This is a genomic window from Candidatus Pantoea deserta, assembly GCF_003813865.1.
GTDB classification, from domain to species: Bacteria; Pseudomonadota; Gammaproteobacteria; order Enterobacterales; family Enterobacteriaceae; genus Pantoea; species Pantoea deserta.
Genome location: NZ_RMVG01000013.1, coordinates 100548 through 118856 on the forward strand (window position 1 = coordinate 100548; position 18309 = coordinate 118856).

Below are 18309 nucleotides of genomic sequence, written 5' to 3' on the forward strand. Positions count from 1 at the left end.
ATCACTCGGCCAGCATCGGTCCCAGCGGACGTCCGCCGAGCAAATGCATATGAATGTGGTACACCTCCTGACCGCCGTGACGATTGCAGTTCACGATCAGACGATAGCCGTCTTCATCAATCCCTTCCGCGCGCGCGATTTTTGCCGCGACGGTAAACAAGCGGCCCAGCGCCTGCTCGTGCGCGGGCAGCGCGTCGTTGGCCGTGGGAATTAAGACATTGGGAACAATCAGAACATGAGTTGGCGCTTTGGGAGAAATGTCACGAAATGCGGTGACCAGTTCATCCTGATACACCACGTCAGCGGGGATTTCGCGACGGATGATTTTACTGAAAATGGTTTCTTCAGCCATGGTGCAATTCCTTAAGCCTGATTAACAGTCGATCAGTATGCGTGAGGAAATTGTTTTCTTTCAAGTTCAGTACCACTTTTCCCCGATCGACTGCCTGCCTTTGCAGCGTTTTTCGCCGTTGTTTTTACCTGTGCGCTGCTTCGCAAACTGCCGCTCTGCTTACCCGTAAAATGAAACGCTGTTTTATAAATTAGAAATGCGCCGCCCTTTTCTTTGCATTTTTGCCAGACAGCGACAGACCCTGTCGAAATTGCGAAGGTTTGCCCCGCGCTGCCGCTCTACTTTCATACCATTCCAGGAGTGTTGTCCGGGATACAAGGGATGTATGTCAATAACGATAAAGGAGCATCTGTATGCGCTCACGTAAGATTGGTTTTGGTCACTATCTGGCTTACGGTTCCGGGGATTTCCTTGGAGCAGGCACCACGGCGTTAACTGCCGCCTGGCTGCTCTATTTCTATACAACCTTCTGCGGCCTGACGCCCATTGAAGCGACCTTTATTTTTGCCACCGCGCGCGTGCTTGATGCGGTGGTCAGCCCGCTGATGGGCTTTCTGACCGATAACTTTGGCTCAACCTGGCTGGGCAAACGCTTTGGCCGACGCAAATTTTTTATCCTGCTGGGTATCCCCTGCGTTTTTAGCTACAGCCTGATGTGGATTGGGGATATGAGCTTCTGGTGGTATCTCGCCACCTACCTGCTGTTTGATATTGTCTACACCATGATCCTGGTGCCTTACGAAACGCTGGTGCCGGAAATGACCGATGACTTTAAACAGAAAACCCGCTTCTCCGGCGCCCGTATTGCCCTGGCGCAGCTGTCGGCCATTCTGGCGGCGTTCCTGCCTGGCATCCTGATTGGCGCGCTGGGTAAAGAAAATCCCCACTCCTTCTTTTACGCCAGCCTGGTCTTTTCCATTATCTGCGCGCTGGTGCTGACGCTGGTCTGGCTCTTCACCTGGGAACGCGATCCTGATGACTTTTCTGAAGAGTCGCGTCGCGCTGAAGAGGAGAAACGCAAGCTGACGCTGCTTCAGAACCTGAAACGTCTCTATGTCGAACTGGCGTCGACGCTGCGTATCCGCATTTTCCGCCAGCATCTTGGCATGTATCTCGGCGGCTATATTGCGCAGGACGTCTTCAACGCCGTCTTTACCTGGTATGTGGTGTTTGTGCTGATGCAGAGCGCGCAGATCGCCTCTAACCTGATGGGCACCATGGCGGTGCTACAGTTTATCGCCGTGATGGGCATGATCCCCCTCTGCATCCGCATGGGACCGGCGCCAGCCTATCGTCTGGTGGTGGTGCTGTTCGCGGCGGCGGCCCTCTCTTACGCCGGGCTGTGGTATGCAGGCATGAATGACAACTTCTCCCTGCTTCTGCTGATTTCCGCGCTGGCGGGCCTGGGACGCGGCGGGATTAACTATGTGCCGTGGAATACCTACACCTATATCGCCGACGTAGATGAGGTTATTACCGGCCAGCGCCGCGAAGGCATCTTTGCCGGCATTATGACCCTGACCCGTAAAGCCTCTCAGGCAGGCGCGGTGATGCTGGTGGGAATCGTGCTGCAACTCTCTGGTTTTGTCTCTGGCCAGGCGACGCAGACAGAGAGCGTAGGCCACACCATTCTTGGCATCCTCAGCATCGGTACGCTGTGCGTGCTGGCCTGCGGCTTTATCGTTTCGCTGCGCTTTAAGCTCAATCTGCAAACGCACACCGTGCTGCGCGAAGAGACCCTGAAAATGCGTGAAGCCGACCGCGTCCTGCCCGAACGTATTACGCCGGAAGCCCGTGACATTGTCGAAACCCTCGCGGGCATGCCTTACGAAAACCTGTGGGGCAATAACAACATTGGCTACCTCAACCGTCATAAACCGGCCGCGCCGACGCTGAAGTCTGCGCGTACTACCGCTTCTCCCTTACTACGACCTTGAAATGATAGGAATGAACCATGACTGTATTTCCTGTGAAACAGAGTGCTCTTTTGTGCCAACCGGAATTTCTGCTGCCGCGCCAGGAGCTGTTGCAACTGATTCACAAACTGACGCAAAACCTGGTAAACATTACCGATGAAACCGGTGAGTTCCTGCTGCGTCTCGATGACGGACGCGTGATTGATACCAAAGGCTGGGCAGGCTGGGAGTGGACGCACGGCATCGGTCTGTACGGTATGCTGCACTACTATCAGCAGACCGGCGATCGGCAGACGCTGAACATTATCGATGACTGGTTCGCCGCGCGAATGGCGGAAGGCACGCCCACCAAGAATGTGAACACGGTCGCGCCCTTCCTGACGCTGGCCTATCGCTATGAAGAGACCGCCAACGCCGCCTGGCGTCCGGTGCTGGAGCGCTGGGCCGAATGGGTGATGTATGAGATGCCGCGCACCGAGCAAGGCGGTTTGCAGCATATCGTCTACAACAATGAAAACCATCAGCAACTGTGGGACGACACGCTGATGATGAGCGTGATGGCGCTGGCTAAAATCGGCCAGCTGCTGGATCGCCCGGAATTTGTTGAGGAAGCCAGCTATCAGTTCCTGCTGCACACGCAGTACCTGATGGATCGTCAGACTGGTCTGTGGTTCCACGGCTGGAACTTCGAGGGTCGCCATAACTTCGCGAATGCCCGCTGGGCGCGCGGCAATAGCTGGCTGACTATCGTTATTCCCGACTTCCTGGAGATGATGAACTGGCCGGAACAGCATGCGACGCGTCGTTTCCTGTTGCAGGTACTGGAGAGCCAGGTAAAAGCGCTGCGCGACTGCCAGCATCCGAGCGGCCTGTGGCATACGCTGCTGGACGATCCCGACAGCTATCTGGAGGCGTCAGCGACGGCGGGTTTCGCCTACGGCATTATCAAGGCGGTGCGTAAGCGCTATCTCAGCGCCGAGTATCTGCCTACCGGCCTCAATGCGCTGCGCGGCGTGATGGCTAACATCGATGAAGACGGCGAGCTGAAGCAGGTGTCGTTCGGTACCGCGATGGGCAGCGATCTTGATTATTATCGCAACGTTCCGCTGACGTCGATGCCCTACGGACAGGCAATGGCGCTGTTGTGTCTGACCGAGTATCTTCGGGCCTATCTCTGAGTGTCGCTTAAAAGCCCCGTTAAGGGGCTTTTTTATTGCCGGGTTAAAGAGCACCCCGTCCAGAGTGGATTGTGGGCTGTCCACCCCAACGGCATATCCCCCAGGGAAATTCCAGTCGCGTCACACCCTTCTAAGGTATGCCCATCATGTGTCGCATTCCCGCCATGCCTGACGCGCCCTCGCCCGCGGCGTTAACTTTACCGACCCCTGAAAACGGCGCTACCGGCAGGCGCAACGCTGAGCCACAGAGAGAGAGCAAACAGGATGGCGAAGATAGCAAGTTCGTTCAGGATGCTCTGACCAGGCTGACCGCGGATGCGGGTGACGCAGAAGGGAAAACAGAGGGGAGCGCTGACAGCAGCGAGAGAAGACGTACCCGCCCGCGGCGTAGCAGCCGCAGGCGGGTATCTGGCCGTTACATACTGCGGATGTAATCGTCCATATCGGTTTTCAGGTTATCGGATTTGGTGCCGAAAATCGCCTGAACGCCAGAACCTGCTACCACCACGCCGCGCGCGCCGAGGCTTTTAAGCTCGTTCTGATCGACCTTGCTCACATCCGCCACGCTGACGCGCAGGCGAGTAATGCAGGCATCCAGGTTGGTGATGTTCTCTTTGCCGCCGAATGCCGTAACCAGCTTACCTGCCATTTCGCTGCCGGTAGCCGACGTCGTCTCGCTCGTTGTCTCTTCGCGACCCGGCGTTTTCAGGTTCAGCTTCACAATCAGCACGCGGAAAATGGTGTAGTAAACCAGACCGTAAATGATGCCGATAATCGGGAACAGCCAGATCTTGCTGCTGTTGCCGCTCAGCACAATAAAGTCGATCAGGCCGTGCGAGAAGCTGGTGCCGTCACGCATGCCGAGCAGAATACAGATCGGGAACGCCAGGCCGGCCAGGATAGCATGGATAACATACAGGATCGGGGCCACGAACATGAACGAGAACTCGATCGGCTCAGTAATGCCGGTCAGGAACGCGGTCAGCGCAGCGGAGATCATGATGCCGCCTACTTTGGCGCGGTTTTCAGGCTTCGCAGAGTGCCAGATAGCAATGGCAGCCGCCGGCAGGCCATACATTTTGAACAGGAAGCCGCCTGACAGTTTGCCCGCGGTTGGGTCGCCCGCCATATAGCGCGGAATATCGCCGTGGAATACCTGCCCTGCCGCATTGGTAAATTCGCCAATCTGCATCTGGAAAGGAACGTTCCAGATATGATGCAGACCGAAAGGCACCAGCGCGCGCTCGATTACCCCGTAAATGCCGAAAGCGACCACCGGGTTCTGATAAGCAGCCCACTGCGAGAACTCCTGAATCGCCGCGCCAATCGGCGGCCAGACAAAGGAGAGCAGCACGCCCAGGATAATCGCCGCCAGGCCGGAAATAATCGGCACAAAGCGTTTACCGGCAAAGAAGCCCAGATATTCCGGCAGCTTAATACGGTAGAAGCGGTTAAACATATAGGCCGCAATCGCACCGGCGATGATGCCGCCCAGCACGCCCGTATCCGCCAGATGCTTGGCGGCGATCTCTTCGGCAGAAAGATGCAGTACCAGCGGCGCAACCACCGCCATGGTTTTCACCATGATGCCGTAAGCGACAACCGCCGCCAGTGCGGACACGCCGTCGTTATTGGTAAAGCCGAGCGCCACGCCAATAGCGAAGATCAGCGGCATATTGGCAAATACCGAACCGCCCGCTTCAGCCATAACGTGTGAAACCACCGCTGGCAGCCAGCTGAAGTTTGCCGAACCTACACCTAATAAAATGCCGGCGATCGGCAGAACCGATACCGGCAGCATGAGCGATTTACCGACCTTTTGCAGGTTCGCAAATGCGTTCTTGAACATAGCCTGAAGCTCCTGAGTATGAGTGCGATTTTGCGCAGTGCGCGAGGTTATGGGGGAGGATCCACAACCCAGTGACGGTGACCGCCTTTTAATTATTACGAAGGGTAAAATAAATAAGCTGACGTTACTTTGATGGCTATCACGTTTCCTGGATTAGCTGGCGCGGAGATCGGTGGATTCTTACAGACTCAGCAGTATTTTTCACCATAAAACAGTAGCCCTGTCGCCTGAAACAGGGCTATTTATCAGTATGACCGAATTATTACAGGTGCTGAAATAAAACCTCAGCGGCTGAGACGCGACGCCGGGATCTGGAAAAGCGTAGCGAAATTCTGCGTCGTGGCCGCTGCAAAAGTTTCAATATCCACGCCTTTTAGCACGGCAAGGTAGTCTGCCACATCGCGCGTATAGGCGGGCTGATTCTCTTTGCCGCGGTAAGGCACCGGCGCCAGATAGGGCGAGTCCGTTTCAACCAACATACGGTCCAGAGGAACATAGCGTGCGGCTTCGCGCAGCTGTTCGGCATTGCGAAAGGTTACAATGCCGGAAAAAGAGATATAGAAGCCCATATCCAGTAGTTTTGCCGCGGTGGCCTGATCTTCGGTGAAGCAGTGCAGCACGCCGCCGCAGCGCTCGACCTGCTCTTCGCGCAATATCGCCAGCGTATCGTCACGCGCGTCGCGGGTGTGCACGATAATCGGCTTATTAAGCGCAATGCCGGTGCGGATATGCTCGCGGAACGACGCCTGCTGCTGCGCTTTGGTCTCCTGCTGATAGTAGTAGTCGAGACCGGTTTCCCCCAGCGCGACGACGCGAGGATCGGCAGCCAGACGGCGGAACTCGTCGACGTCGTAAGGCTCTTCCTGATTCAGCGGATGAACGCCGACCGAAAGCGCAATATTTTCCCGCTCGCCCACCAGCGCTTTCAGCGTATGAAAACCCGGCAGCGTGGTCGCAATGGCCAGCATAAACTTCACGTCGCGCGCGGCGGCTTTCGCAATCACATCATCCAGATCGCGATGGTTCTTTTCGTAATCCAGGCCATCAAGATGGCAGTGGGAGTCCACAATAAACATAATTTGTCTCGTATAGCGTTAAGCGACAACGCCAGGCTTACGTTTATCAGCCCAGCTCAGAAGTCGGTCGGTTAACAAAAGTTCGCGGTTAACGGCGGCAACATAGAGTAGTTGCTCGCGGCACTGCATCCATTCGCGCGCGCTTTCGTCCAGCGCGCGCGCAGAGTAGGTGTCGGCCAGCAGGGCAATCGCATCCTGACGATCGGGGTTGCTCAGCCAGCGCGTGGCGCCCTGCTGCCATTTCAACGCGTCCACCAGCAGCGCTAACAGCCAGCTGATGCGCACGGCCACGTCGTCGCTGTTCAGTAAGGGCAACAGCTGGAGAATGTCCTGCTGTAGCGCGCCGGGGAGCGCGTCGCACAGGCTGTCCCGCGCCTTCCAGCGCGCAGGCTCCAGCAGTTGCAGCGCGGCGGCGGGCGCGCCGGCGCTAAGACGCAGCGCGGTTTGCAGCGCCGCTTCGTCCTGCGGCATCTGGCGGCTCAGCCATTGCAGGCTCTGCGCCTCATCCGGCGGTGTCAGCGTCAGCGCGACGCAGCGGCTGCGCAGCGTGGCTAACAGCCGGGAAGATTCGCGGCTTGACAGGAAAAACCAGCAGTTGGCCGGCGGTTCTTCCAGCGTTTTCAACAGCGCATTCGCTGCCGATTCGCTCAGCTGCTCGGCATCGGGCAGCCAGACGACTTTCGCGCCGCCCTGCTGGGCAAAGCGGGAGAGCTTTTCCGTTACCTGGCGCACCGCGTCAATGCCCAGCGTGCTTTTTCCCTTTTCCGCCTCCAGCCGATACCAGTCAGGATGCGTCTGCGCCTGCATAAGCTGGCAGCCATGACAGACGCCGCAGCTTTTCAGCCCCTCCGGCTGCTGGCACATCAGCCAGCGGCTCACCCCCCATACCAGCGCATCGTCGCCCATGCCGTTGATGGCCTGAATCAGCAGCGCATGGTGGGCGCGTCCAGCCTGATGCTGGCCGATAATATGCCGGTAGGGCTGATTCAGCCACGGATACCAGTTCATGCCTGCTGTTCCAGCCAGCGCGTCAGCGTGGCTTTAATGGCCTGCGTTACGCGGTCAAGCGACTGCGTGGCGTCGATAGTCAGGATTGTGCTGTCTTCAGCCGCCAGCGCAAGATAACGTTCCCGCGTGCGCTCAAAGAAACGCAGCGACTCCTGCTCAATACGATCCAGCTCGCCGCGCGCGCGGGCGCGCTGTAACCCAATCTCCGGCGTCACATCGAGATAGAGCGTCAGGTCGGGACAGAAGTCGCCCAGCACGGCGTCGCGCAAGGTGCGCATCAGCGCGCTGTCCAGCCCGCGTCCGCCGCCCTGATACGCCTGCGAGGAGAGATCGTGACGATCGCCAATCACCCAGGCGCCGCGCGCCAGCGCAGGCTTGATGACGGTGTCCACCAGCTGGACGCGCGCGGCATAGAGCATCAGCAGCTCCGCCTTAGCGGTGACCTGCTCCCCTTCAATGCCCTGCTTTACCAGTACGCGCAGCTGCTCCGCCAGCGGCGTGCCGCCTGGCTCGCGGGTAAAAACCATCTCCTCGATCCCCTGCTCACGCAGCGTGGCGACCACGGCGTCGCGCGCGGTGGTTTTTCCGGCCCCTTCCAGACCTTCAATGACGATAAACTTACTTTTCATCTTTTTCCTTCAGCGCCTGACGGTAAAGCTGCACGGCCCGGTTATGACTGGCAAGATTAGTGGTAAAGGTATGGCCGCCTTTTCCGTCGGCAACAAAATAGAGGTAATCCGTTTTTTCAGGATGCGCGGCGGCCTCCAGCGAGGCTCTGCCCGGCACGGCGATTGGACCTGGCGGTAAGCCGCTAATGGTATAGGTATTGTAATCGGTTGGCGTCTCAAGGTCTTTACGCGTCAGCACGCCGCTATATTTGTCGCCCATGCCATAGATCACGGTAGGATCGGTTTGCAGCTTCATGCCGGTGCGTAAGCGATTGATAAACACCGAAGCGACGCGGGCGCGCTCGGCGCTGACCGCGGTCTCTTTTTCAATAATCGAGGCCATCGTCACCATTTCCTGCGGATTCTTATAGGGCAGATGGTCCATCCGCCCCTGCCAGATCTTCTCCACCAGCGCCGTCATGCGGCTATGGGCGCGCTGCAATATCGCCATATCGGTGGTATTTGCGGTATAGAGCCAGGTGTCCGGATAGAAACTGCCCTCAAGCATGCGCGGCTCGATATTCAGCGCCGCCGCCAGCGTCTCGACGCTGTCGTCTTTCAACGTGTGTCTGATATAGGGCGCGGAACGGAGTTCAGCCAGCCATTCGCTCAGCCGCTGCCCTTCCACCAGCCTGAGCGGAAACTGCGCCTCTTTGCCGCTGGCAAGCAGCTCAAGCAGCGCGCGCACCGTCATGCCCTTCTCCAGCCGATAGGTGCCCGCTTTGAAGCGGGCCAGCTCAGGCTCTAGCTTGAGCAGCGGGCCGAACCAGATGCTCTGTGGGATCAGATGCTGGCTCTCCAGCTGCGCTTCCAGCACGACACGGCCGGTGCCGGCAGGCAAGGTGTAGAGGGTTTGCTGGTCAATGGGTAACGGCGTTGCGGCAAAGCGCTTGATCTGCCAGTAACTAAAGATCGCCGCAAGGATCGCTATCACCGTGGCGACGATGAGAAAGGTTTTAATTCGACTCATTTTGCTTCCATAAAATAACAACTGTCCTGTAACCAGTGACAGAGCTGGCGATCGCTGAACGATCGGCTATCTATCTGCCGCACCGGCAAGACCGGCATCAGCGCATTGCAGATAACCACCTCGTCGGCCGCGAGCAGCTGCACGGGTTTAGCTCGTACCACGTGACAAACCTGGCCCGCCGCCGCTATCTGCGCCATCAGATAACGCCGCATTATGCCGTCCACGCCTGAGGCCGTCAGATCGGGCGTAAAAATACGTTCGCCCTGTCGCCAGAATAAATTGGCCGCACAGCATTCCACCACGTAGCCCGCAGTGTCAAGCACCAGCGCCTCGTCAGCTTCGCTCTGGTCGAGATGTGCGCGGATTAGCACCTGCTCCAGACGGTTCAGATGCTTAATCCCCGCCAGTAAAGGGTTCTGCGCCAGCGGGACAGGACTGGTTTCCAGCCTGACGCCCTGCTGTTGCAGCGCCTGATAGTGCTGCGGCCAGGGGGAGACAGAGACAATTCGCGTCGCGCAATGAATGCCCTGGCGACTGTAGCCGCGGCCGCCGGAACCGGCGCTGATAATCACCTTTAACACCGCCTCGACTTGCAGCTCAGCGGCGGCGCGCATTTCGCTTTCCAGCCGAGTCCAGTCGACACCGGGCATCATCAGCCGCGCGCAGCCCTCGCGCAGGCGTTGCAGATGCGCGTCCAGCAGCAGAATCTGGCCGTTGCGTACCGCCGCCGTGGTAAAGCAGCCATCGCCGAACTGGGTCGCGCGATCGCTGGCGGCCAGCGACGTCTGCTCAACTCCGTTAATCCACATAGCGCTCTCTCGCCGATAAAAGCGCTATGGTACCGCTTTATCGCAGCGGGATCTGTTTCCGGTTTTTTCCAGACAAAAAAAGGCCCGCATTTGCGGGCCTTCTGGCAGAACGTGAATAATCAGACCTTACGGAAAATCAGCGAGCCGTTTGTGCCGCCAAAGCCGAAAGAGTTACACAGCGTGTACTCCAGATTGCTGACCTGACGCGCCGTGTGCGGCACGAAGTCGAGATCGCAACCTTCGTCTGGATTGTCCAGGTTGATCGTCGGCGGAACGGCCTGGTCGCGCAGCGCCAGAATCGAGTAGATCGATTCTACCGCGCCCGCCGCGCCCAGCAGGTGACCCGTCATGGACTTGGTGGAGCTGACCATCACGCTTTTAGCGGCGGCGCCGAAGACGGATTTCACCGCCTGCGCTTCCGCTTTGTCACCGGCTGGCGTGGAGGTGCCGTGCGCGTTGACGTAGCCAATCTGCTCCGGCGACAGCTGAGCGTCGCGCAGTGCGTTTTCCATCGACTGCGCCGCGCCCGCGCCGTTTTCCGGCGGCGACGTCATATGGTAGGCATCGCTGCTCATGCCAAAGCCGACAATTTCCGCGTAGATTTTCGCACCGCGTTTTTTGGCGTGCTCGTACTCTTCCAGCACGATAATGCCCGCGCCGTCGCCCAGTACGAAACCATCACGATCTTTATCCCACGGACGGCTGGCCGCCTGCGGATTATCGTTACGGGTCGAGAGCGCGCGCGCCGCGCCGAAACCGCCGACACCCAGTGGGGTACTGGCCTTTTCCGCGCCGCCCGCCAGCATCACGTCAGCATCGTTATAGGCGATGATGCGCGCCGCATGGCCGATGTTGTGCACGCCTGAGGTACAGGCCGTTGCGATAGAGATGCTGGGACCTTTCATTCCGTACATAATCGTCAGATGACCCGCGATCATGTTCACAATGGTGGAAGGCACAAAGAACGGACTGATTTTGCGCGGACCGCCATTGACCAGCGAAGTATGGTTCTCTTCAATCAGACCCAGTCCGCCGATGCCGGAACCAATCGCCGCGCCGATGCGGGCAGCGTTTTCATCGGTGACAACCAGTCCCGAATCCTGCATAGCCTGCACGCCGGCAACGATGCCGTATTGAATGAAGTCATCCATTTTGCGCTGATCTTTGCGCGAGATGATTTCATCACAATTAAAATCTCTTACGATGCCAGCAAAGCGCGTTGCATAGGCACTCGTATCAAAATGGTCGATCAGGTTAATGCCGCTCTGACCGGCAAGGAGAGCACTCCAGGTAGACTCTACGGTTTTGCCGACAGGAGACAACATGCCAAGACCGGTCACAACTACACGACGCTTAGACACGTTCGTCCTCCAGGGAGGGGAAATAAAAACTCTGTGGGACAAGCATAAAACTCAGGCGGTCGAGCGACCGCCTGAAGATATTCATTAGCCTTGGTGGCTATTGATGTAGTCGATCGCTGCCTGAACGGTAGTGATTTTCTCAGCTTCTTCGTCTGGAATTTCAGTATCAAACTCTTCTTCCAGAGCCATTACCAGCTCAACGGTGTCAAGAGAATCAGCACCCAGGTCTTCAACGAAAGATGCAGAGTTAGTTACTTCGTCCTCTTTCACACCCAGCTGCTCAGCAATGATTTTCTTAACGCGTTGTTCGATATCGCTCATACTATTTAATTTCCTATCAAAACTCGCTTTCGCGATGGTTTTCGTAGTGTATAAAATGTTGAAAAAGATGCAACAAAATCCCGGCTGGTCGAACCACGATTTTACGCTATTTTGCGGTTTTTACCGCAAATAATGCAAATGATTTCGTGAATATCAGACCATGTACATGCCGCCATTGACGTGCAGCGTCTCACCCGTGATGTAGGCTGCTTCGTCAGAGGCTAAGAATGCTACAGCATTGGCGATTTCCTGCGCGTCGCCTAAACGACCTGCGGGAACCTGCGTCAAAATGCCGGAACGTTGATCTTCGCTCAGTGCACGCGTCATGTCCGTCTCAATAAAGCCCGGAGCCACGACGTTTACGGTAATGCCACGTGACGCGACTTCCCGCGCCAGTGATTTGCTAAAGCCAATCAAACCCGCTTTGGCTGCCGCGTAGTTTGCCTGACCCGCATTGCCCATGGTGCCGACAACGGAACCAATGGTAATGATACGGCCTACGCGCTTTTTCATCATGGCGCGCATAACCGCCTTAGAAAGGCGGAAAACAGACGTCAGGTTGGTATCAAGGATATCCGCCCATTCGTCGTCTTTCATGCGCATCAACAGATTGTCACGCGTAATGCCTGCATTATTGACCAAAATGTCTACTTCGCCAAATTCTGCGCGAACCTTCTCCAGCACGCTGTCGATCGATGCGGGATCGGTCACATTCAACAGCAGACCTTTGCCGTTATCGCCAAGGTAAGCGCTGATAGCGTCTGCGCCGCTTTCGCTGGTGGCGGTGCCCACCACTTTCGCGCCGCGCGCGACCAGCGTCTCTGCAATCGCGCGACCAATACCGCGGCTCGCGCCGGTTACCAGCGCAACTTTACCTTCAAAGCTCATGTTATTCCTCTTATTCCTGTTCAAGGGCCGCAGCCAGCGACGTCGGATCGTTAACCGCCGCTGCCGTCAGGCTATCCACAATGCGTTTGGTCAGACCCGTCAGCACTTTGCCCGGTCCCATCTCCAGCAGATGCGTGACGCCCTGCGACGCCATAAATTCCACGCTCTCGGTCCAGCGAACCGGGCTGTAGAGCTGACGCACCAGCGCGTGGCGGATGGCCGCCGCATCGCTTTCGCACTTCACGTCGACGTTATTGACCACCGGCACCGCTGGCGCGTTGAAGGTGATGTTCTCCAGCGCGACCGCCAGCTTATCGGCGGCAGGCTTCATCAGCGCACAGTGCGAAGGAACGCTGACCGGCAGCGGCAGCGCGCGCTTCGCGCCTGCGGCTTTACAGGCTGCGCCCGCGCGCTCAACGGCTTCTTTGTTGCCGGCGATGACCACCTGGCCTGGCGAATTAAAGTTCACCGGCGAGACCACCTGCCCTTGCGCGCTCTCTTCGCAGGCTTTGCCAATAGCGGCGTCGTCCAGACCGATAATCGCCTGCATCGCCCCGGTCCCTTCCGGTACGGCTTCCTGCATCAGTTTGCCGCGCAGTTCCACCAGTTTGATCGCATCGGCGAAGGCAATCACGCCGGCGCAAACCAGCGCGGAGTACTCGCCAAGGCTGTGCCCGGCCATCAGCGTCGGCTGTTTGCCGCCCTGCTGCTGCCAGACGCGGTAAATCGCGACGGAGGCGGCCAGCAGCGCAGGCTGCGTCTGCCAGGTTTTATTCAGCTCTTCAGCCGGGCCGGCGCTGACCAGCTGCCACAAATCGTATCCCAGCGCGTCTGACGCTTCGCGGAAGGTCGCTTCCACCTGCGGATAAGTTGCAGCCAGCTCTGCCAGCATGCCAACGGTCTGGGAACCCTGACCGGGAAAAACAAATGCAAATTGCGTCATCTTCAGTTCCTGTGAATCAAAAGCGAACCAGCGCGGAACCCCAGGTGAAACCACCACCAAAGGCTTCCAGCAGAATCAGTTGTCCGGGTTTGATACGGCCATCGCGTACCGCTTCATCCAGCGCGCTTGGCACCGACGCCGCAGAGGTATTGCCGTGACGGTCCAGCGTGACCACGACTTTGTCCATGCCCATGCCGAGCTTTTTCGCCGTCGCGCTGATGATGCGCAGGTTGGCCTGATGCGGCACTAACCAGTCGAGCATTTCGCGGTCGAGATTGTTGGCCTGTAGGGTTTCGTCAACGATATGCGCCAGTTCAGTCACGGCGACCTTAAAGACTTCGTTGCCTGCCATGGTGAGATAAGCCGGTTCATCCTGCTGCGCGCGATTCTGATAAGGCAGCGTCAGCAGCTGGCCGTAGCGGCCATCGGCGTGCAGATGGGTCGAAATGATGCCCTGCTCTTCGCTCGCGCCTAACACCACCGCGCCTGCGCCGTCACCAAACAGGATGATGGTGCCGCGATCGTTGGGATCGAGGGTGCGCGCCAGCACGTCTGAACCAATCACCAGCGCATGTTTCACCGCGCCATTTTTGATGTACTGGTCCGCAACGCTTAACGCATAGGTAAAGCCAGCGCACGCGGCCGCGAGGTCGAAAGCGGCGCAGTCATTAATGCCCAGCATCTGCTGGATCATACAGGCCGAGCTGGGGAAAGCATGGCTGGATGAGGTGGTGGCGACGATAATCAGTCCGATGTCGCTGGCCGCTACGCCCGCCATCTCCAGCGCGCGCTGCGCCGCAGCGTGGCCCATGCTGGCAACGGTTTCATCCGGGGCAGCAATACGGCGCTCGCGAATACCGGTACGGGTTACAATCCACTCGTCCGACGTCTCCACCATTTTTTCCAGATCCGCATTCGAGCGCACCTGTTCAGGCAAATAGCTGCCTGTACCGATAATTTTGGTAAACATCTAGGCTTTGTCACTCCTGGCTAGTACAGCATCAAGGCGCGCGGCGATTCGTTCTGGAACCTGCCGTCGCACCGCCTGCTCTGCCTGTTCTATCGCCACGGCAAACGCGCGTTGATTCGCCGCGCCGTGGCTTTTGATCACTGTTCCGCGCAATCCTAACAGACAAGCGCCATTATACTGGTCGGGGTTGAGATGCCCGAAGCGCTGCGCCAGACGTTTCTGAATCCAGCGTCCTAACAGCTTCAGCCACCATGACCGTTTTTTTCCTTCGCCTGACGATTTCAGCAGAGAAAGAAACATCCTTACCACGCCTTCCATGGTTTTCAGCGTGACGTTTCCGACAAATCCGTCACACACCAGCACATCTGTTTTGCCGGTAAGCAGGTCGTTGCCTTCCACGTAACCTATATAGTTAATCGAATCGGAGGCTTTTAGCGTGCTGGCTGCGCTGCGAATGCTTTCAAGGCCTTTGGTCTCTTCCTGGCCGATGTTAAGCAGGGCAACGCGCGGATTAGCGATGTCTAACACCTCTTCCGCCATGACGGCGCCCATTATCGCAAACTGCACCAGCATTTCACTGTCAGAGTCTACGTTGGCGCCTAAATCCAGCACCACCGTTTTGCCGCGCTGCTGGTGCGGCAGCACGGTCATTAACGCCGGGCGCTCAATGCCGTCCAGCGGTTTTAATAATAATTTCGCCAGCCCCATCAGAGCGCCGGTGTTACCGGCGCTGATACAGGCCTGCGCTCGCCCTTCTTTGACCAGCTCCAGCGCGATGCGCATTGAGCTGCCGCGACTGCTGCGGATCGCCTGCGAGGGCCGCGCATCACTTGCAATAACCGATTCCGCAGGAATGACCTGCAAACGCCCCAGTAAGGAGGAATCCGCTTTGGCAAGCAATGGAGTGATGTTGTCGGGAATGCCGACCAGAAGAAGACTGAGATGCGAATGAGAGGCCAGTGCCTGCAAAGCTGCAGGCACTGTCACGCAGGGACCGAAGTCCCCGCCCATGGCATCAATTGCCAGGGTCAAACGTGTCAAAGTATCACCTTGCTAAGCGCAAGTCTTACTTGGTGATAACCTTGCGACCGCGGTAGTAACCATCCGCAGTGATGTGGTGACGCAGATGCGTTTCGCCAGAAACTTTATCTACAGACAGAGTCGCGGTGGTCAGCGCATCGTGCGAACGACGCATACCACGCTTAGAACGGGTGGGTTTATTCTGTTGTACGGCCATGGACCTTACTCCTATTACTTACGCTTTAAACTGGCTAATACGGCAAATGGGTTTGGTTTTTCCGCCTCTTCAGGCAATTTGCCAAAGACCATGTCCGCCTCGGACACTTCACAGTGTTCAGAATCATGCACCGGAACGACCGGCAGGGCGAGAATGATTTCATCCTCGATCACCGCCAGCAGATCGATTTCGCCAAAATCATCGACATCGATCGGCTCGTAGGCTTCCGGCAGTGCATCAGCCTGTTCATCCGTAGAGACAGGACTGAAGCAATAGCTTACGTGGACAGCATGAGGAAATGGCTGGTTGCAGCGCTGACAGCGTAATGTCACCTGCACGTCCGCGGTACCTTGCAGTACGGCGAGGCGCTGGCTGTCAACCGCAAACGACATGGCACATTCCACGTCACTGTCCACACTAACAACTGATTCGGCTACGCGCTCCACCTGTTCAGGGGTGTAAACGCCCTGATAATCGAGGCGTTTCTGAGCGGCGCGGACCGGATCCAGCGTCAGGGGTAATTTTACCTTTTGCATAGGGCGCGCATATTAACTTTGTAACGTCATAGAGTCAAAGAAAAAGGCCGTGTAACAGCATCTTTCACCAGTTATTCGCATCCAGTGCGGCGCACAGTTTAAAATGAGTGTCACCAATTCGCCATTATTATTGTGAAAAAATGCCTGTCTCTATTCTTTTAGCTTCAACCTCGCCTTTCCGCCAGGCGTTATTAGGCAAGCTTGGCCTGCCTTTTATTACCGCCGCGCCAGAGGTCGATGAAACGCCGCTGGTCGGCGAAGATGCCGAAACGCTGGTGACGCGGCTGGCGGCGGCTAAAGCGCAGGCGCTGGCCGCCCGCTATCCCGACCACTGGATTATCGGTTCGGATCAGGTCTGCGTGCTGGACGGGGCGATTACCGGCAAGCCGCACACGCCCGCGCGCGCCTTTGCGCAGCTGCGTCAGGCGAGCGGCAAGGCGATAACCTTCTATACCGGATTAGCCCTTTACCATGGGCGCAGCCAGCGGCTGATGCAGTGCTGCGAACCCTTTAAGGTGCACTTCCGCGATCTCAGCGACGAGGAGATCCGCGCCTATATAGAGAAAGAGCAGCCTCTACAGTGCGCAGGGAGTTTTAAAAGCGAAGGGCTGGGAATTTGCCTGTTCGAACGGCTGGAGGGACGCGATCCCAATACGCTGGTGGGGCTGCCGCTGATTGCGCTTAACGCCATGCTGCGAACGGTCGGCATTAACCCGCTGGGATAATGCCGACCTCAGATTAGCGCGCCTGCTGACGCAGCGTTTTCAGACAGCGCTTCAGCTCGTCATCCAGCGGCGCTTCCAGACGCAGGATTTCGCCGCTGTTTGGATGGGTAAAGGTCAGCGCGGCGGCATGCAGAAACAGGCGGCGCAGCCCGGTGCCGGCCAGCTGGCTGTCAAATTCACGTTCGCCGTAGCGATCGTCGAAGGCGATAGGATGGCCGGCATGCAGCGTATGCACGCGAATCTGATGGGTGCGGCCGGTCACCGGACTCGCCTTCACCAGCGTAGCGAAGGCGAAACGCTCTTCGACCTTAAAACGCGTCTCGGAGGGCTTGCCTTCGCTGCTCACGCGCACCACGCGCTCGCCGCTTTGCAGAATGTTTTTCAGCAGCGGCGCCTGCACCACTTTGACATGCGACGGCCAGCTGCCGCGCACCAGCGCCAGATAATCCTTCTGCATCCCCTTCTCGCGCAGCTGTTCATGCAGCGAACGCAGCGCCGACCGTTTTTTCGCCACCAGCAGCAGACCTGAAGTGTCGCGATCGAGACGATGAACCAGTTCAAGGAAGCGCGCCTCAGGACGCAGCGCGCGCAGTCCTTCAATCACGCCGAAGCTCAGCCCGCTGCCGCCGTGCACTGCCGTGCCGGACGGCTTGTTCAGCACCAGAATATAGTCATCTTCATAAAGGATGGTGTCCGCCAGCGCGGCGACCTTCTCCAGCTTCGGCGAAACGGCCTGATCGTCGCGCTCGGCGACGCGCACCGGCGGAATCCGCACCTCATCGCCCGCTTCGAGCTTATATTCCGGTTTAATGCGTTTTTTATTTACCCGCACCTCGCCTTTACGCAGGATGCGATAAATCATGCTTTTCGGCACGCCCTTCAGCTGGGTGCGTAAAAAGTTATCAATGCGTTGACCGGCATTTTCAGCCGTGATGGCGACAAGTTGTACGCCAGGATTCTCTGTTTTCATGGCGGCGATTCTAAATAGTGTCCTGTGATAGCGCCACCCCTTTTTCTGTGCTTAACTCTCCACGTGTCGCGCGCGAAAGCGCAGCGTGCGCTGGCTTTTTCAGCAGCCTGCTCATTCGTCCGACATATTAAGGTGTTAAGCATCACTAATCTTCATCAGGCGGTAAAAGTCGCCTTGCTATCTGAAGCTTAGCAATGGAATAATGCTTAAGTTTCTTGCCTGAGATACTTCAGGCCAGAAAAAGAGCGAATTAGTCATTTTGCCGGATGAGACGGACACGCAGCAATGGCGTAAGACGTGATGTTCTTTCAGGCACTTAGCGGGCTGCGGGTTGCAGCCTGGACGGTATTTTGAGATGCAGGAGATTTTAAATCTCTCTCAGGCATTTCAGCGCAACGGCGCTGTTTTTCCTTATGAAAAACAGGCCACCGACGTTATTTGCGCCCCTCGCGCAGTCGACAACCGGGAGGTTGACGTAAAGCACTTAGTCACGGGGCCATCGGTCAAAACTCGTCCAGGGTAACTATGCCCG

19 protein-coding genes are annotated in these 18309 nt (G+C 57.4%); 3 read left to right on the forward strand and 16 right to left on the reverse strand.

All coding sequences use genetic code 11. From position 1 onward, the window contains the following. Position 1: 1 nt before the first annotated feature. Entirely contained in the window at positions 2-352 is a 351-nt protein-coding gene (hinT, locus tag BBB56_RS16125; protein WP_123801958.1) for a purine nucleoside phosphoramidase, read from the reverse strand. 353 nt (positions 353-705) lie between these two features. Between hinT and BBB56_RS16130 the strand changes: the two genes are divergently transcribed. After that, positions 706-2289: an MFS transporter gene (locus BBB56_RS16130; RefSeq protein WP_123801959.1), complete on the forward strand. Its 1584-nt coding sequence runs from the start codon at positions 706-708 to the stop codon at positions 2287-2289. Positions 2290-2306: 17 nt separating this feature from the next. Then, positions 2307-3446, forward strand: coding sequence for a beta-galactosidase BglB (bglB, locus tag BBB56_RS16135; protein WP_123801960.1), 1140 nt, complete (start codon positions 2307-2309; stop codon positions 3444-3446). 415 nt (positions 3447-3861) lie between these two features. Here bglB and ptsG read toward each other — a convergent pair whose 3' ends face one another. From ptsG to yceD, 14 genes are all read right to left on the reverse strand, one after another. Further along, the gene (gene ptsG, locus BBB56_RS16140; protein WP_123801961.1) at positions 3862-5295 is read right to left on the reverse strand and encodes a PTS glucose transporter subunit IIBC; all 1434 of its coding nucleotides are present in this window, start codon (positions 5293-5295) and stop codon (positions 3862-3864) included. 284 nt (positions 5296-5579) lie between these two features. Beyond that, complete coding sequence (locus BBB56_RS16145; protein ID WP_123801962.1) at positions 5580-6371, reverse strand: metal-dependent hydrolase; 792 nt, start codon at positions 6369-6371, stop codon at positions 5580-5582. 18 nt (positions 6372-6389) lie between these two features. Further along, complete coding sequence (gene holB, locus BBB56_RS16150; protein WP_123801963.1) at positions 6390-7379, reverse strand: DNA polymerase III subunit delta'; 990 nt, start codon at positions 7377-7379, stop codon at positions 6390-6392. Continuing rightward, positions 7376-8008, reverse strand: coding sequence for a dTMP kinase (tmk, locus tag BBB56_RS16155; RefSeq protein ID WP_123801964.1), 633 nt, complete (start codon positions 8006-8008; stop codon positions 7376-7378). The genes holB and tmk overlap by 4 nt, the downstream gene beginning before the upstream one ends. Beyond that, on the reverse strand, positions 7998-9017 hold the full coding sequence (mltG, locus tag BBB56_RS16160) for an endolytic transglycosylase MltG (protein WP_123801965.1): 1020 nt from the start codon (positions 9015-9017) through the stop codon (positions 7998-8000). The genes tmk and mltG overlap by 11 nt, the downstream gene beginning before the upstream one ends. Then, entirely contained in the window at positions 9014-9826 is an 813-nt protein-coding gene (gene pabC / locus BBB56_RS16165) for an aminodeoxychorismate lyase (protein ID WP_123801966.1), read from the reverse strand. The genes mltG and pabC overlap by 4 nt, the downstream gene beginning before the upstream one ends. A 119-nt stretch (positions 9827-9945) precedes the next feature. Next, entirely contained in the window at positions 9946-11187 is a 1242-nt protein-coding gene (gene fabF, locus BBB56_RS16170) for a beta-ketoacyl-ACP synthase II (protein WP_123801967.1), read from the reverse strand. A gap of 84 nt (positions 11188-11271) precedes the next feature. Then, complete coding sequence (gene acpP / locus BBB56_RS16175; protein WP_025901771.1) at positions 11272-11508, reverse strand: acyl carrier protein; 237 nt, start codon at positions 11506-11508, stop codon at positions 11272-11274. Positions 11509-11661: 153 nt separating this feature from the next. Then, positions 11662-12396: a 3-oxoacyl-ACP reductase FabG gene (gene fabG, locus BBB56_RS16180; protein WP_123801968.1), complete on the reverse strand. Its 735-nt coding sequence runs from the start codon at positions 12394-12396 to the stop codon at positions 11662-11664. Between the two features lie 10 nt (positions 12397-12406). After that, on the reverse strand, positions 12407-13339 hold the full coding sequence (gene fabD, locus BBB56_RS16185) for an ACP S-malonyltransferase (protein ID WP_123801969.1): 933 nt from the start codon (positions 13337-13339) through the stop codon (positions 12407-12409). A gap of 16 nt (positions 13340-13355) precedes the next feature. Beyond that, positions 13356-14309 carry a beta-ketoacyl-ACP synthase III gene (locus BBB56_RS16190; RefSeq protein WP_123801970.1) on the reverse strand — a complete coding sequence of 318 codons (954 nt, stop codon included), beginning with the start codon at positions 14307-14309 and terminating at the stop codon, positions 13356-13358. After that, on the reverse strand, positions 14310-15350 hold the full coding sequence (plsX, locus tag BBB56_RS16195) for a phosphate acyltransferase PlsX (protein ID WP_123801971.1): 1041 nt from the start codon (positions 15348-15350) through the stop codon (positions 14310-14312). A gap of 25 nt (positions 15351-15375) precedes the next feature. Further along, complete coding sequence (gene rpmF, locus BBB56_RS16200; RefSeq protein WP_017348070.1) at positions 15376-15546, reverse strand: 50S ribosomal protein L32; 171 nt, start codon at positions 15544-15546, stop codon at positions 15376-15378. A 14-nt stretch (positions 15547-15560) separates the two neighbouring features. Continuing rightward, positions 15561-16082 (reverse strand): 23S rRNA accumulation protein YceD, encoded by a 522-nt coding sequence (gene yceD / locus BBB56_RS16205; protein ID WP_123801972.1) that lies wholly within the window; start codon positions 16080-16082, stop codon positions 15561-15563. A 140-nt stretch (positions 16083-16222) separates the two neighbouring features. Here yceD and BBB56_RS16210 point away from each other — a divergent pair, with 140 nt between their 5' ends. Then, positions 16223-16807: a Maf family protein gene (locus BBB56_RS16210; protein ID WP_123801973.1), complete on the forward strand. Its 585-nt coding sequence runs from the start codon at positions 16223-16225 to the stop codon at positions 16805-16807. 13 nt (positions 16808-16820) lie between these two features. Here the strand turns inward: BBB56_RS16210 and rluC are convergent, their stop codons facing one another. After that, a complete protein-coding gene (rluC, locus tag BBB56_RS16215) occupies positions 16821-17777 on the reverse strand; it encodes a 23S rRNA pseudouridine(955/2504/2580) synthase RluC (protein ID WP_123801974.1) in 957 nt (318 codons plus the stop codon). Positions 17778-18309: the final 532 nt, after the last annotated feature.

Excerpts from the sequence above, each read along its gene's own strand:
- BBB56_RS16130 (WP_123801959.1), top strand. The coding sequence starts at position 706 with ATGCGCTCACGTAAGATTGGTTTTGGTCACTATCTGGCTTACGGTTCC.
- rpmF (WP_017348070.1), bottom strand. The coding sequence starts at position 15,546 with ATGGCCGTACAACAGAATAAACCCACCCGTTCTAAGCGTGGTATGCGT.
- fabD (WP_123801969.1), bottom strand. The coding sequence starts at position 13,339 with ATGACGCAATTTGCATTTGTTTTTCCCGGTCAGGGTTCCCAGACCGTT.
- BBB56_RS16210 (WP_123801973.1), top strand. The coding sequence starts at position 16,223 with ATGCCTGTCTCTATTCTTTTAGCTTCAACCTCGCCTTTCCGCCAGGCG.
- pabC (WP_123801966.1), bottom strand. The coding sequence starts at position 9,826 with ATGTGGATTAACGGAGTTGAGCAGACGTCGCTGGCCGCCAGCGATCGC.
- acpP (WP_025901771.1), bottom strand. The coding sequence starts at position 11,508 with ATGAGCGATATCGAACAACGCGTTAAGAAAATCATTGCTGAGCAGCTG.
- holB (WP_123801963.1), bottom strand. The coding sequence starts at position 7,379 with ATGAACTGGTATCCGTGGCTGAATCAGCCCTACCGGCATATTATCGGC.
- fabG (WP_123801968.1), bottom strand. The coding sequence starts at position 12,396 with ATGAGCTTTGAAGGTAAAGTTGCGCTGGTAACCGGCGCGAGCCGCGGT.
- ptsG (WP_123801961.1), bottom strand. The coding sequence starts at position 5,295 with ATGTTCAAGAACGCATTTGCGAACCTGCAAAAGGTCGGTAAATCGCTC.
- bglB (WP_123801960.1), top strand. The coding sequence starts at position 2,307 with ATGACTGTATTTCCTGTGAAACAGAGTGCTCTTTTGTGCCAACCGGAA.
- hinT (WP_123801958.1), bottom strand. The coding sequence starts at position 352 with ATGGCTGAAGAAACCATTTTCAGTAAAATCATCCGTCGCGAAATCCCC.
- yceD (WP_123801972.1), bottom strand. The coding sequence starts at position 16,082 with ATGCAAAAGGTAAAATTACCCCTGACGCTGGATCCGGTCCGCGCCGCT.
- mltG (WP_123801965.1), bottom strand. The coding sequence starts at position 9,017 with ATGAGTCGAATTAAAACCTTTCTCATCGTCGCCACGGTGATAGCGATC.
- tmk (WP_123801964.1), bottom strand. The coding sequence starts at position 8,008 with ATGAAAAGTAAGTTTATCGTCATTGAAGGTCTGGAAGGGGCCGGAAAA.
- rluC (WP_123801974.1), bottom strand. The coding sequence starts at position 17,777 with ATGAAAACAGAGAATCCTGGCGTACAACTTGTCGCCATCACGGCTGAA.
- BBB56_RS16190 (WP_123801970.1), bottom strand. The coding sequence starts at position 14,309 with ATGTTTACCAAAATTATCGGTACAGGCAGCTATTTGCCTGAACAGGTG.
- BBB56_RS16145 (WP_123801962.1), bottom strand. The coding sequence starts at position 6,371 with ATGTTTATTGTGGACTCCCACTGCCATCTTGATGGCCTGGATTACGAA.